This is a genomic window from Candidatus Nitrosoglobus terrae (genome assembly GCF_002356115.1).
GTDB classification, from domain to species: Bacteria; Pseudomonadota; Gammaproteobacteria; order Nitrosococcales; family Nitrosococcaceae; genus Nitrosoglobus; species Nitrosoglobus terrae.
Map to the genome: position 1 here is coordinate 869,163 of NZ_AP014836.1, position 13,129 is coordinate 882,291.

At 42.7% G+C, this 13,129-nt stretch carries 13 protein-coding genes; 8 read left to right on the forward strand and 5 right to left on the reverse strand.

Features of this window, described 5'->3' with window-relative positions; genetic code table 11:
• Nucleotides 1–124 precede the first annotated feature (124 nt).
• A complete protein-coding gene (lspA, locus tag TAO_RS04195; RefSeq protein ID WP_096526762.1) occupies nucleotides 125–607 on the forward strand; it encodes a signal peptidase II in 483 nt (160 codons plus the stop codon).
• Nucleotides 608–621: 14 nt separating this feature from the next.
• Here the strand turns inward: lspA and TAO_RS04200 are convergent, their stop codons facing one another.
• Nucleotides 622–1,011, reverse strand: coding sequence for a type IV pilin protein (locus TAO_RS04200; protein ID WP_096526763.1), 390 nt, complete (start codon nucleotides 1,009–1,011; stop codon nucleotides 622–624).
• Nucleotides 1,012–1,168: 157 nt separating this feature from the next.
• On the opposite strand from TAO_RS04200, the gene TAO_RS04205 reads away from it, so the two are divergent.
• The 5 genes from TAO_RS04205 (at nucleotide 1,169) to thiO (ending at nucleotide 5,413) form a co-directional block, all read left to right on the forward strand.
• Nucleotides 1,169–1,687: a GspH/FimT family pseudopilin gene (locus TAO_RS04205; protein WP_096526764.1), complete on the forward strand. Its 519-nt coding sequence runs from the start codon at nucleotides 1,169–1,171 to the stop codon at nucleotides 1,685–1,687.
• Nucleotides 1,681–2,316, forward strand: a complete 636-nt coding sequence (locus TAO_RS04210; RefSeq protein WP_172419057.1) for a prepilin-type N-terminal cleavage/methylation domain-containing protein — start codon at nucleotides 1,681–1,683, stop codon at nucleotides 2,314–2,316. The genes TAO_RS04205 and TAO_RS04210 overlap by 7 nt, the downstream gene beginning before the upstream one ends.
• Before the next feature lie 14 nt (nucleotides 2,317–2,330).
• On the forward strand, nucleotides 2,331–3,524 hold the full coding sequence (locus tag TAO_RS04215) for a PilX N-terminal domain-containing pilus assembly protein (protein WP_172419058.1): 1,194 nt from the start codon (nucleotides 2,331–2,333) through the stop codon (nucleotides 3,522–3,524).
• Between the two features lie 10 nt (nucleotides 3,525–3,534).
• Nucleotides 3,535–4,041 (forward strand): type IV pilus modification PilV family protein, encoded by a 507-nt coding sequence (locus TAO_RS04220; protein ID WP_096526767.1) that lies wholly within the window; start codon nucleotides 3,535–3,537, stop codon nucleotides 4,039–4,041.
• Between the two features lie 283 nt (nucleotides 4,042–4,324).
• Nucleotides 4,325–5,413 carry a glycine oxidase ThiO gene (gene thiO / locus TAO_RS04225; protein ID WP_096526768.1) on the forward strand — a complete coding sequence of 363 codons (1,089 nt, stop codon included), beginning with the start codon at nucleotides 4,325–4,327 and terminating at the stop codon, nucleotides 5,411–5,413.
• Here the strand turns inward: thiO and TAO_RS04230 are convergent.
• From TAO_RS04230 to TAO_RS04250, 4 genes are all read right to left on the reverse strand, one after another.
• Nucleotides 5,406–5,675 carry an oxidative damage protection protein gene (locus tag TAO_RS04230; RefSeq protein WP_096526769.1) on the reverse strand — a complete coding sequence of 90 codons (270 nt, stop codon included), beginning with the start codon at nucleotides 5,673–5,675 and terminating at the stop codon, nucleotides 5,406–5,408. The two genes, thiO and TAO_RS04230, sit on opposite strands and share 8 nt — an antisense overlap.
• Nucleotides 5,676–5,687: 12 nt before the next feature.
• Nucleotides 5,688–6,770: an A/G-specific adenine glycosylase gene (gene mutY / locus TAO_RS04235; RefSeq protein ID WP_096526770.1), complete on the reverse strand. Its 1,083-nt coding sequence runs from the start codon at nucleotides 6,768–6,770 to the stop codon at nucleotides 5,688–5,690.
• Nucleotides 6,771–6,954: 184 nt separating this feature from the next.
• Nucleotides 6,955–10,107, reverse strand: a complete 3,153-nt coding sequence (locus TAO_RS09895) for an AsmA family protein (RefSeq protein ID WP_231910577.1) — start codon at nucleotides 10,105–10,107, stop codon at nucleotides 6,955–6,957.
• A gap of 340 nt (nucleotides 10,108–10,447) precedes the next feature.
• Nucleotides 10,448–11,278 carry a cytochrome C assembly family protein gene (locus TAO_RS04250; RefSeq protein WP_096526771.1) on the reverse strand — a complete coding sequence of 277 codons (831 nt, stop codon included), beginning with the start codon at nucleotides 11,276–11,278 and terminating at the stop codon, nucleotides 10,448–10,450.
• A gap of 149 nt (nucleotides 11,279–11,427) precedes the next feature.
• Between TAO_RS04250 and ffh the strand changes: the two genes are divergently transcribed.
• A complete protein-coding gene (gene ffh, locus TAO_RS04255; protein ID WP_096526772.1) occupies nucleotides 11,428–12,786 on the forward strand; it encodes a signal recognition particle protein in 1,359 nt (452 codons plus the stop codon).
• Between the two features lie 81 nt (nucleotides 12,787–12,867).
• Entirely contained in the window at nucleotides 12,868–13,119 is a 252-nt protein-coding gene (gene rpsP, locus TAO_RS04260) for a 30S ribosomal protein S16 (RefSeq protein ID WP_096526773.1), read from the forward strand.
• Nucleotides 13,120–13,129 lie beyond the last annotated feature (10 nt).

Below are 13,129 nucleotides of genomic sequence, written 5' to 3' on the forward strand. Positions count from 1 at the left end.
GAGTAAGCAAAAATAGAGAAAGGAGATTTTCAGCTTTGGTGGTGCCCTTAAGTGTTCATTTTAGGCGCTTGGGTAAATTTATAATCTAATTTAAAGCTATTTATAGCTAATAGTGAGTGAGTTGATGTTGAGATGGTTATGGCTCTCAGTATTCGTTGTTTTTCTTGATCAAGGGACTAAATACTTGGCGGAGAGTCAAGTACAGCTCTATCATCCAGTTCCGGTACTACCTTTTTTTAGTTTTACCTTAGCCCATAATACAGGGGCTGCTTTTAGCTTCCTTGCCGATGCTGGGGGATGGCAGCGATGGTTTTTTCTGAGCATTGCCTTAATCATAAGCTTTGGGTTGATACTTTGGCTACATCGACTACAGGCTGATGACTTTTGGGAGGCTTTTGCCCTAGCTTTAATTCTAGGCGGTGCTTTAGGAAATATGATTGACCGGATTTTTTATGGTTATGTAATTGATTTTATTGATATATATTACCAAAGTTGGCACTGGCCTGCATTTAATATTGCTGATTCAGCCATCACGATAGGGGCAACGCTACTTATACTATTGAGTGTATTCGGTCAGCCCCCCATAAACAGCAAGACTAATACGTAAAAAATGACCCTTTATTACCAGCAAGCAGTAGGCGTTTTGGCTCCATTTTGATCTAGATTCAGGGATGAACAGGTAATACTACCTGCTGTATCGTTAATCTGATCAGTGCCTGCTTTAGCAGTTGCCTGCAATGTGTATGTGGTTGCGCTGATATTTACAGCAGAAAAATTGTAATAATCATTGGAGGTTGTCCCTCCTACAGCTTGCAGTGATCCATACTGTGGCTGATTAGCGCGCCATTTTTCTTCCTGTAATTGAATCCCAAGTAAAGCCATGGTGGCTTCAGATCGCCTGCTTTTGCGTACTGTTCCTTGATAGGTAGGTAAAGCAATAGCGGCTAGAATGGCGATGATAGCCATAGTAATCATCATTTCAATCAAAGTAAAACCTGCTTTTCTATTCATTTATTAATATCCATTTTAGTTGTTTTTAGTAAAGATCGGTTAAAGATTATTTTTCTAAAGACACTCACAATATTTTATTTTTGGGATGGAGTTCTTATTTAAAGTTCTTGATTTTTTAACCGCTAATAATAAGGTGTTCTACCCAGAGGTGGATTGAGTGTTCCAGAAAAGCTTTGGTTTTACCCTAATTGAGATGATGGTAACGGTAGCAATAGCGGCTATATTACTTGCTGTTGCTATTCCCTCTTTTACCCAAATGATGGATAAGAAGCGATTAGAAGGGGCGGCAGAAAGCCTATATGCTGATTTACAGCTTGCTCAATCGGAGGCCATTAAGGCGAATAAAACTATCAAAATCTCTTTTTATACTAATAGCACCGTTTGGTGTTACGGTCTAACGGATAATACAGCAGGCTGTAATTGCCAAGCTCTGAATTCCTGCATGATAGGCGGCATTCAGAGAACTGTAAGTAGTGATGAATTTCAGAACATTACGATTTCTAGTAGCCTACCTACTTTTTCATTTTCACCGCCGCGGGGTACGGCAAATACCAGCAAGATTGAATTTCAATCGGCGAGTAACCAAACGTTACAGGTGAAAGTCAGTGGCTTTGGAAGGGTAAAGTTATGTTCTCCAGCAGGAGCGGGGAATCTGGGGGGCTATCCAGTATGCTGAGTCGCTGCTTACCCCATCAGCGGGGATTTAATTTAATAGAGTTAATGGTTTCATTGGCGGTGGGTTTGATGGTGATGGGGGGGGCTTTATCTGTAGTAATTTCTATTATCGCAACGAATACGGCAACGCTCAAAATAACGCGGCTAAATGATGAGTTGCGGGATGTCATGATGATGATAACCCGAGATCTACGGCGGGCGGGGTACTGGGGAAGGGCGCTTAATCAGGTAGGAAGCAATAACCCCGCTTCTAATCCATTTGCTCTAATCACTCTGAGTGCGGACGGTAGCTGTGTTTTGTTTAGTTATGATAGCAATAATGATGGGGAATTAAATCCTCTTCCTAATAAGCTCCCTAACGAGCGGTATGGCTATCGATTAGATACTAGCGATAATGCCATCGAAGTGCGCCAGGCGGGGGCGGGTTGCACAGATTCGGGTTGGCAGAATCTCACTGATGAAAAGTCCATTAATATCACCGCGTTTAATATTCAGCCGCAGCTAGTGAATACGGGTCAGGTGACCGTACGCCAATATCAGATTACCTTAACCGGCCAGCTCAATAGCGATCCAACCGTTCAACGCACCGTACAAAGCACCGTTAAAGTGCGGAATAACCAAATCAATTAGCTAAAAAAATTATCGTGACTAAGCAAAGATATGGCGCTTCTGCTTTTTATCAACAGGGAGTAGCCACCCTTACGGTGTCCTTAATCCTTTCTTTTTTAGCCACTTTAATGACCTTTTATACCACTAAAGTCCAAGTGATGGAGCAACGGATTGCAGGCAATGAGTTTCGGGCGGATCAGGCATTTGCAGCCGCTGAAGCGGGAATAGCAGAAGGGATTGCTTACTTACAGGCCAACGCTAATCAGGTGAGTGCTTGGTCTTGGATTCCTTGTAATAGTAGCGTTAATTATCCTTGCGGTAATGGCACCCAGAATATTACTTGGTCTTTTATCCCACAGCTAGAAAACAGCGCCGATTATACGATGATGCTTGATCAAGCCAATGGTCGCTATTCGTTAGCGTTGCTTCAAAGCGCTAATCCATCAGGTGTATTTCTACTGTTGGCGCAAGGACAATCAGCTGATGGATCAGGGCAGGCAATTGTTAAACAAGGGATATATTTATCCGCCAATATCCCGCAGGCGGCTTTAATGGTGAAGGGCAATGTTACCTTTAATGGTAATTCCACAGTAGATGCTAATGCTGGGCAAGCCATTTCTATCTGGGCGAATAAGGATGTGAAGATGAATGGAGGTAGTACAACTGGCTCTATTTGGGCCGGAGGTGATATTATCATGAACGGATCTTACACAGTTACTGGTTCTATTTTGGCCCAAGGCAATATTTCTCTACCAAATGGAAATACCACAGCCACCGGCGCTATTACCTCTAAAGCAGCTATCCCTGATTTCCCTACTGATTTATTTAATTATGTTTTTGGCGTACCCCAAAGTCAGTCTAGTACTATCCAAGCAAAGGCAACTTCACTCACGAACTGTGATAGCCTGAATCAGAACTCATCGGGACTGTACTGGATCACAGGAAATTGTAATAAAAACGGTAGTGGTGTGATTGGTAGCGCGGATAAGCCGGTGCTGCTGGTAGTAAATGGGAATATAACTATGAATGGAGATTCGCAGATCTACGGGCTTGTTTTTTCCCTTTCGGGAAACGTGACCTTTAATGGAAAATCTACTGTAACAGGTTCTCTGATTACAAGTCAAGATACTACAATTAATGGTAGTTTTAACTATGATAGCCAAGTATTAAAAAAGGTAAGTATTGGTCAGAGCTTAGCTCTTATTACCGGTAGTTGGGCAGATTTTTGATAACAGCTGTATGAAAATCCTAAAGCCGATTTCGCTCCAAAAAGGATTTGGCTTGATTGAAGTGCTGATTACCCTTTTGGTGCTGGGGGTGAGTATGACGGCGCTGGCTAAACTTCAGGGCTTGCTATTACGGGGCAGCAGCGCGGCTCAAGCCCAATCGGTCGCGCTAAATTTAGCTCAAGGAAAGCTGGAGGATTTACACAGTTTTATTCAGTTGGCCACAGGCAATGGGGTATTTGCTTACGCAGATATTGGTAATAATATTGGAGGAAATATCCCCAGTGGCCAAGTGATTGTAGCTAATGTTATTTATAACCGAACTTGGACAGTAGCCTCTTACTATTACTGTTCTCAGGGCGGTGGATCTGTACCGACACCCACGTCCAGCAACTGTAATAAACCCTATCCAGATGTTAAAGTCGTTACCGTAACCGTGACTTGGAGCGATCTTGATGGTCCTCAGTCGATAGGACTGGAAAGCACCCTTAATGCTAACAATCCAGCCAATGGAGTATAGGGTTATCAAGGGTTTTCTTCTTTATTAGCAGAATTTATCCATCATTAGTTAATCACTAGCTTAGTTTGTCACAGGCTTTTTTCTGCCCGTTAGCTACACTTAGTTACTGCGGTTAATACTCGTGTGTAACTTGATGATAATAGTATTCCGGTAAGTAATTTATATAAATTAATACTTATTGATACAAAGATTTTTGTAGATATTATTTATATTTTCCCATAAGATTCTCTTGGTTATTTTTTCATGGCATGAGTGAAAAGCAAGTTAGTATATAAAATAAAAGATGACGCAAGATGTAATTGTGATTGGGGGCGGACTCATCGGTATGTTGACCGCGCGAGAACTGTGCCTGAGCGGATTAAAAGTAACTCTATTGGAGCAAGGTGGGCAAGTAGGGCAGGAATCATCATGGGCAGGGGGTGGTATTATTTCCCCAACTTACCCTTGGCATTATCTGGATGAAATTAATGCCCTTACCGTATGGAGCCATCCTCGATATCGAGATCTTTGTCAGCAGCTAAAGGATGAGAGCGGAGTAGATTCTGAGTGGACTTTAAGCGGGCTGTTAATTCTGGATATACACAATATGTCTGAAGCTCAGCGTTGGGCGCAACGGTGGCAGATGGCATTGGAGATTTTGGATCAGTCTGGGCTAAGTCAGCTAGAAAAAGATTTGAAAGCGGATTTTAGTGCGTGGCTACCTGAGATAGCCCAAGTACGTAACCCACGGCTGGTACGGGCGCTGGGGATAAGCTTGAGAAAATTAGGCGTAGAAATTAAGGAAAAGACCAAGGTCACCGGGCTATTAGTTCGTGATCAGGCGATTACTGCAGTTGTGACTCAAGTAGAATCAATAACTACGGATAAAGTAGTGATAGCTGGGGGGGCTTGGAGTGGGCAAATATTAGCAAATATTGATGTCCATTTACCGGTAGAGCCAGCACGGGGGCAGATGATAGTATTTTCGGGGCCACCTGGATTGTTATCAAAGATTATTGTATGGCGGGGATATTATCTCATTCCACGCCAAGATGGACATATTCTTGCTGGAAGTACGGTAGAGTATGTAGGTTTTGATAAATCGACTACCAAAGAAGCCTTAGCGGAGCTTTTTAACGTTGCTTACACTTTAGTTCCTGCCTTAAAATCGCTACCAATAAAATATCAGTGGGCAGGGTTACGCCCTGGATCACCTCAAGGTGTTCCTTGTATTAGCAAGCATCCGTGGATAAAGGGACTTTATATTAATGCGGGCCATTTCCGTAATGGAATTGTGGCTGGACCCGCATCGGCTCGACTATTAGCAGATATTTTATTGAAACGAGATCCTATTTTAAATCCGGCCCCTTATGCGTTAACTGCCTTTATGTAGGGGGTATGAATTCTTTTGGCGGCGCTGATCCTTCCCCAAAGAAAAATTTTTCCATTTCCTGCTGTAAGAATTTTTTAGCCTTTGGTTCGATGAGGGTGAGGCGATATTCATTGATAAGTATCGTTTGATGCTGTATCCATAGCTGCCAGGCTTCTTTGGAGATTTGCTGATAGATCCGTTGCCCCAGATCTCCAGGATAAGGGGGAAACTCTAAACCCTCAGCTTCTCTAGCAAGTTTAATGCAGTACACAGTACGATTCATATTATTGTTATTTTATTCTTTATAAAGTTGCTCCAGCAGCCGTAAAATAGGGGCTGGGAGACCTAATTGATTCATTACTTCTACTCCTTTATACCAGATCCGGCCTTCAGATTCCATAATTTGCTCTCTTTTTTGGTCAATTTGAGCCACGATAGGGTGGATTTCCAAAGTGAAGTGGGTAAAGGAGTGACGTACTAACGGCCACATCTGAATATTTTCAATGGTGCAATTGAACGTTTCTTGACACCATGAAGTGGGCTCCGTTTGAGTTGGGCATTCAGGAAAGCTCCATAATCCCCCCCAAATGCCAGTTGGTGGACGGCGCTCCAATAGCACTTCTTTTTGGCTGTTAAGTAACATGAGCATCACAGTGGTTCGCAAAGGTAAAGATTTACGGGGGCGAGGTTGAGGATAATTATTAGGACTGCCTTGAATATAGGCTTGACAGGTTTCTTTAACTGGACAGTAGAGGCAGCTTGGCCGGTGTCGAGTACAAATAATAGCCCCTAGATCCATGATAGCTTGGGTATAATCAGCGATACGAGTTACGGGTAGGAGATCTTCAGCCTGTTGCCAGAGCTGTTTTTTTATCTGGGGATGCCCAGGCCAGATGTTAATAGCCTGCTGTCGGACGAGGACTCGTTTAACATTACCATCCAAAATAGGATGACGCTGACCCAGTGCCAAGGCAAGGATAGCCCCTGCGGTAGAGCGGCCAATGCCCGGAAGCTCAATGAACGCCTCCAGCGTATGAGGTAATTCATTGCCATAATTCCTCCACGCTAACTGAGCTGCCCGGTGTAAGTTTCTGGCTCTGGCATAATAGCCAAGCCCCGTCCATAGTCCTAACACTTCATCTACTGAGGCATTGGCTAGACTAGGTAAATTAGGAAATCGGTGGATAAATCGCTGGTAATAAGGGATAACTGTAGCTACTTGGGTTTGCTGTAACATGATCTCTGAAACCCATATTCGATAGAGGGTAGGGTTTTGTTTCCATGGTAAATTTTTGCGCCCATAGGTATCAAACCAAGCGAGTAAAGATTGGCTGAAAGAAGTTTTGCTTTCAGCTGCTGGGTTTTCTGGATTTTGCACTACTTCATCAGTGTATTCGTAAGCCTGTATTAAAAAATGAGGAATGATAGGAGCGTGGGATCTTCTTTATAACTTTTATGATGGGAATCTAGAAAAGGCAGCTAGCTTAGCTGCCTTATCCATAGATTTAGCGGTTTTTATCAATCTACCGTTTACCGCAATACTGTTACATCACAGACTATTTCTAGTTAAAAAGCCCTTTTAGCTTGTTTTTAATTCCTTTTTCTATACCTTCTTTTAGCTGTTTTTCAGGAGAGAGCGCTTCTCCCCCTTCCCCCCCTGGCTGGGTTCCTAAAAGATCGTTTAGCCCTTTTTGTACCCCCTCTTTGATAAGTTTTTCACCTTTCGCTTTAATCAGATTTGCGACATCAAATGAATATTTGGGATCAGATAACGTACCCCCAATTTTCATGGGAATGGTAATCCCTTTTAGATCAGTTAACGGATCTCCTCCTTGGCCTTCAATAGTTTTGACAATAGCCACCCCCAATTGATAGTTGAGGGCTTCTGTCACTAGGTTGGCACTACCTTTGCCACCGACTCGAAGAAAAGGCGATTGAATATCAAGATCTGAATTTTGAAGTAGGCCATTAGTGGCGGTGATAGTTCCTTTTAGCGCAGAGAAATCTGTTTTCTCTGAGCTTTTGCCGTTGTTAGGCGATAGTTTGGAAAGCAAAGCTCCGCCTACGCCCCCTACAGCCGCTAAAGCCTGTCGAATACGGCCGGCAATATCAAAGCCTTTGATAGCCCCATCGGTAAACGAGAATCCGGCAGTACCGTTAAGGGTGCTTTTAATAGCTTCTGGGGTAGCTCCATTAGCGGTTAGCTTGGCGTTAAGATTAGCCAGCCCTTGGAGTTTATCATCTCCCATAAAGTCTTTAAGCAGAGGACCGGCTTGGATATTAGCGAGTTTTTCATCAATAGCCAGTTGTGGGGTCTGGCCACGCGCGTCTAGGCGCATATTACCCGCATAGGTACCTTGATAGAGTTTAGCAGACAGAGGATTGAGCGCTATGAGGCCATCTTTAGCATTTAATGGAACGCTTATATCCTGAGTGTGGAGATTATTGATTATAAGCTGGCCTATCTTTACCAAACCGTTGATATTAAGCGCTCGTAGCTCTTCGACCGGAAGGCTGCTCGCACTCGCTGCCGCACCAGCCCCAGGAGAGACGGGGGGAGCTGATGCAGGCGCTGCTGTAGAGGAGGGCGGGAGATAACGATCTGCATTAATTGTATCCAGTGCTAAATTGTAGCGGATAGCGGGTTGTTGGAAATTATCTATTGCGGCTGTGCCTTGCAGGGTACTTTGATCTAATTTGACAGTGAGCTGTTTAGCATCAAAGCTATTGGGTGTACCCGAGAATTTTAACCCGAGCTGAGCTTTACTGAGGGCAGTTTTATCCGTAGTGGTTGGAATTTCGATGGCAAGTGCTTTAGCCACTTGACGTGGATTGAATGAATTACTATCGATCTGACCACTAAAGTTGGGGTTGGTTTGTAAATCCGTACCGTTTATTTGTCCGTTAAGTTTTACCCCTAAGGCGGCTAGATATAAATCAGGTAAAGAGAGGGTTCCTTTCTTTAGATCTGCAGTGGCTCCTGTGGTTAGGGTAGCAATTAATGGATCTGGAAATTGAGATGATTTTACGTTAGCGTTTAACTGAAGCCCGCTCACCTGATATTGCTGAGTCTCAAGATTGCCCTTCACCGCGCCTTGCACCGTGCTGTCATCAAGCTTAACTATAAAGTGTTGAGCATCAAAGCTTTTAGCTGATCCAGAAAATTTTAACCCTAGCTCAGCTTTCTCTAGAGGCATCTGATCAGCAGCGGCAGGTAATGTAATGGCCAGCGCTTTAGCCACTTGGCGTGGGTTAAATTGATTACTATTAATCTGGCCACTGAAGTTGGGAGTGGTGAGTAAGCTGGTTCCATTAATTTGACTATTTAGTTTAACCCCTAGAGTTGCTAAGACCAGATTCGGTAACGAGATCGTACCTTTGTTTAGATCCACATCAGCCCCTGTAGTAAGTGTGGCGTTTAAGGGTTTAGGGAACTGCGGGGATTTCACCTTAGCATTTAATTTTAAGCCGTTAACGTGATATTGTTTGGCTTCAGGATCTCCCTTCACTGCGCCTTGCAAGATGTTTTCATCAAGTTTGACGATAAAGCGTTGTAGATTAAAATCTTTAGGTGAGCCAGAGAACTTTAATCCGAGCTGTGCTTTATTTAACGGAGTCTCATCGATAGCTGGAAGCGCAATAGCTAGGCTTTTAGCTACCTTGCGCGGGTTAAACTGATTGCTGGCAATGCGGCCACTAAAATTAGGGTTAGTCAATAAATCTGCCCCTTCTACCTGAGCTTTTAATTTAACCCCGAAGGCCGTTAAATATAAATTGGGCAAGCTAAGCGTGCCTTTATTCAAATCTACTTTAGCTGCCGTAGCAAGGGTAGCTTCTACAGGTTTTGGAAACTGAGTAGATTTAACTTGGCTAATGAGTTTAAGGTTATTCACTGCTATTTGCTGATCAGCCATAGCGGCATCGATATCAGCGCCTAGCTGTAATGCAAGTTGCTCAACAGGCAAATCTGAACCTGTGGCGGTAAGCTTGATATCAGTATTTTGAAGTTGGTAGCGATTTGCTTCTAAATCGGCAGCAACGCTACCACTGAAGCCTAAATTCCCATTCATTTTTGGCTGAGTTGAGCTAAAATCAGAGGTAAGTTTTATTTGAGTAGGCTCCCCAAGTACTAGGGGATCGGTCTCTAAGTTTAGATGATCGATAGTATAGTTGACATGTTGGGTTTCATCCTGCCAGCTAATCCGAGCTTCCTCAATTTTGAGGCCGCCAATGGCAAGGCCAGCAATAGGAGGGGCTTCTGGTTCAGTTCCTTCTGAAGGTTTAGTTTCTAGTGGCTGCTCTTGTGTTTTCGCTGTGGTTAGATCTTCCCAGTTGGTTTCCCCATTAGCATTACGGATCAGATTCAGGTCAAGGCCGCTGAGTATGACGGTATCCATTTCAACCTCTTTTCTAAGCAGCGGTAAAAGTTTTACCCGAACCTCCATATCGTCCACTTTAACAAAAGGAATATCCCCAAAATTGGGTGGGTTGCTTAGGCTAACTTTTTGAATAGTTGCTCCTAACCAAGGAAAGAGGCTGAGATCGATATCTCCGTCCAAGGTAAGCTCTCGGCCCGTTATTTTTTTGACTTGAGCTACAATCTGTGGCTTGAAATCATTAGGGTTAATGATAAAAGGTAGCACGACCGCTGCAATAACAACGAGCAAAATAATAACTGCAAAGGTTGAAAAAAGGATTTTTAAGAATTTCTTCATGGGATTGAATTCCTCATAAAATTATTAGCTTGTTCATGCCTCTCTAGGAGATATACACTGCAGAAAGCATTAGTAATTAGATAAGCAATTAGTTACCTCTTTATTTAGTTTAATGATTACCTGCATACCAGCTTTATTTCGGCCTATAACTCAAGTTTTTAAGGTAAATACATGAAAGGCTGCTTAGTTTTCGAGTTATGAGGGAAAACCCTGAGGCTAAACTGAAAAGTATTGGTTAGATTTTAAATATGAGTCTGTAGAAACTACTTGTAGCATAGTAAATACAATTATTTTATAGCTTGAAGCTGTTTAAATAAAAGATTTTGATGGAAATTATTATTTAAACACGGTGTAATATAATTTCTAATACTAATTTACTGCCAAAATAAGCTAGCATTAGAAAGAAAAAACCGCTAAGAGTCCAGTAAATTGCAGTTTGCCCCCTCCAACCGAAACGCCAGCGCCCCCACAGTAGGATTCCAAATACAAGCCAAGCGACGATTGAAAATACAGTTTTATGGGCTAGATGTTGGGCAAATATGTCTTCTAGAAAAATAATGCCACTGAGTAAGCTAAAGGAGAGCAGCACAAATCCAGCAATAAGAATCCGAAATAGCAGAGTTTCCATTGTTTGCAATGGAGGTAGAGTCCTAATAAAACCGCCTGGGCGTTTATTACGGATGTAACGATCTTGGATGGCTAATAAAATAGCGTGCATAGCAGCTAAAGCGCATAAACTATAGGCTATAAAAGAGATAAGAATATGAATCTCTAATGGTTTAGAAGCTAAACTAGATTCAGCGCTGAAAGCAATGATGATATGCTGAGATGGAAATAGGTATTGTAGTTCTAGCGTGATAGCAGCAAAAGGATAGACACCTATACCCATATTTTCTACCGGATTTTTAAGGCTAGTAATTAATAGGAGTAGTGCCATTAACCAAGCTGCAGTAGATAAGGCATCGGTAAAACTTAGATTAATCCCCAATGCTGTGAACAGGCGGCTTGCAAGCACAAAGGCATGAAAAGCTACACCTGCAAACCCAAACCAGCGACTCAGCTGCTTGCTGATACCATGGGTATCTCCGCTTAATAAGCGCTGTAATAGGGCGGCGCTTGCAATGCAATAGCAGATAATTCCAAGCAGACTCTTAATAGGTATAAGCAACATATTAATTAGTATAGTCTTAGTTGGTAGAAGTATCTCATCATTAAATAATATTTTAGCACTCTTGATGAGGGCTATACTGTATATAAAAATTATTGAGGATTTATTTAAATAAAATTATGAGTTTAGTTTATGTATAAAGAGGTCGCGTAATGTTTAATAATTTAACAGGGCGGTTTGGCCAAATCTTGAAACAGCTACGAGGCCAAGCCCGTCTAACTGATGAGAATATTAAAGATACTCTAAGGGAAGTACGTGTTGCTTTGCTGGAGGCCGATGTTGCGTTGCCGGTAGTACGGGATTTTACTGCTAAAATCCAACAACGCGCGATTGGGCAGGAAGTAATGGGCAGCCTAACTCCAGGTCAAGCGCTTATTAAGATAGTACATGATGAGCTGATGATCGTAATGGGAGAAGCAGCACAAGATCTAAAGCTTGATGTTCGCCCTCCTGCAGTTATTTTAGTGGCGGGCTTACAAGGATCTGGTAAAACCACTACGGTAGCTAAACTTGCTCGCTGGCTAACTGAGAGGCAAAAAAAATCAGTGCTGGTAACAAGTACGGATATTTATCGACCTGCAGCCATTGATCAACTTGAGACACTAGCCAATGAGGTAGGGGTTGCTTTTTATCCTAGCAGTACTGACCAAGATCCCGTTTTTATTGCTAAGAAAGCCGTTGAACAAGCTAGGTCCCGGTTATTTGATGTGCTTATTATTGATACTGCCGGTCGACTGCATGTCGATGAACAGATGATGGCAGAAATTAAGAATTTGCACGAGGCCATTACACCGACTGAGACGCTATTTGTAGTAGATAGTATGACTGGACAGGATGCTGCAAATACGGCTCGCGTTTTTAATGACTCTTTGGCGCTTACAGGGATTATCTTAACTAAAGTAGATGGTGATGCTCGAGGGGGAGCGGCTTTATCTATTAGGCAAATTACGGGTAAGCCGATTAAATTTATTGGTATGGGTGAGAAAACAGTGGCCTTTGAGCTTTTTCATCCTGATCGTTTGGCTTCTCGTATTCTGGGTATGGGTGATATCCTTAGCTTGGTGGAGGAGCTAGAGCAGAAGTTTGACAAAGATGAAGCGGAAAAACTTGCGAAAAAACTTAAGAAAGGTAAGAGTTTTGGTTTAGAAGATTTTCGCCAACAGTTACAGCAAATGAGCAAAATGGGCGGGATCTCAAGTTTAATTGATAAGCTTCCCGGGATAAGCTTACCTGCAGGTGCAGCAGAGCAGGTTAATGATCGAGAACTGGCTCGGTTGGAGGCAATTATTAACTCTATGACTCATCAGGAACGTCGACGGCCAGAGATTATTAAAAGTTCTCGCAAAAAGCGTATTTCAGCTGGATCTGGTACTCAGGTACAGGAGGTTAACCGGCTGCTGAAGCAGTTTAGCCAGATGCAAAAAATGATGAAACAAATGTCTCATAAAGGGGGGCTGGATAAGTTAATGCGGGGGATAAAAGGTGGATTGCCACCAAGAATGCCATTTTAAGTCTATGATTGTGCTTCTCAATAAGGGTGATTTCACGTAAAATCTAGCCGGTTTTGGTATTTCAGCGAGGTAGGAAATATAATGGTGGTTATTCGTTTAGCAAGAGGTGGGGCGAAAAAGCGTCCTTTTTATACTATTGTTGTAGCAGATAAACGTAATAGACGTGATGGACGTTACATTGAGCGGCTAGGATTCTTTAACCCTATTGCAAGCGGTGGAGAAATCCCCGTGCACATGGATATGGATCGGGTTAATTATTGGTTATCTCAGGGTGCCCAACCCTCTGATCGAGTTGCTCAGCTGGTTAAATCCTGCTCATCTACAGCAAAATAGCTAGTTAGTA

Coding starts and splice junctions, on each gene's coding strand:
- lspA (WP_096526762.1), top strand. CDS start 125: ATGTTGAGATGGTTATGGCTCTCAGTATTCGTTGTTTTTCTTGATCAA.
- TAO_RS04200 (WP_096526763.1), bottom strand. CDS start 1,011: ATGAATAGAAAAGCAGGTTTTACTTTGATTGAAATGATGATTACTATG.
- TAO_RS04210 (WP_172419057.1), top strand. CDS start 1,681: ATGCTGAGTCGCTGCTTACCCCATCAGCGGGGATTTAATTTAATAGAG.
- TAO_RS04220 (WP_096526767.1), top strand. CDS start 3,535: ATGAAAATCCTAAAGCCGATTTCGCTCCAAAAAGGATTTGGCTTGATT.
- thiO (WP_096526768.1), top strand. CDS start 4,325: ATGACGCAAGATGTAATTGTGATTGGGGGCGGACTCATCGGTATGTTG.
- TAO_RS04230 (WP_096526769.1), bottom strand. CDS start 5,675: ATGAATCGTACTGTGTACTGCATTAAACTTGCTAGAGAAGCTGAGGGT.
- TAO_RS09895 (WP_231910577.1), bottom strand. CDS start 10,107: ATGAAGAAATTCTTAAAAATCCTTTTTTCAACCTTTGCAGTTATTATT.
- TAO_RS04250 (WP_096526771.1), bottom strand. CDS start 11,278: ATGTTGCTTATACCTATTAAGAGTCTGCTTGGAATTATCTGCTATTGC.
- ffh (WP_096526772.1), top strand. CDS start 11,428: ATGTTTAATAATTTAACAGGGCGGTTTGGCCAAATCTTGAAACAGCTA.
- rpsP (WP_096526773.1), top strand. CDS start 12,868: ATGGTGGTTATTCGTTTAGCAAGAGGTGGGGCGAAAAAGCGTCCTTTT.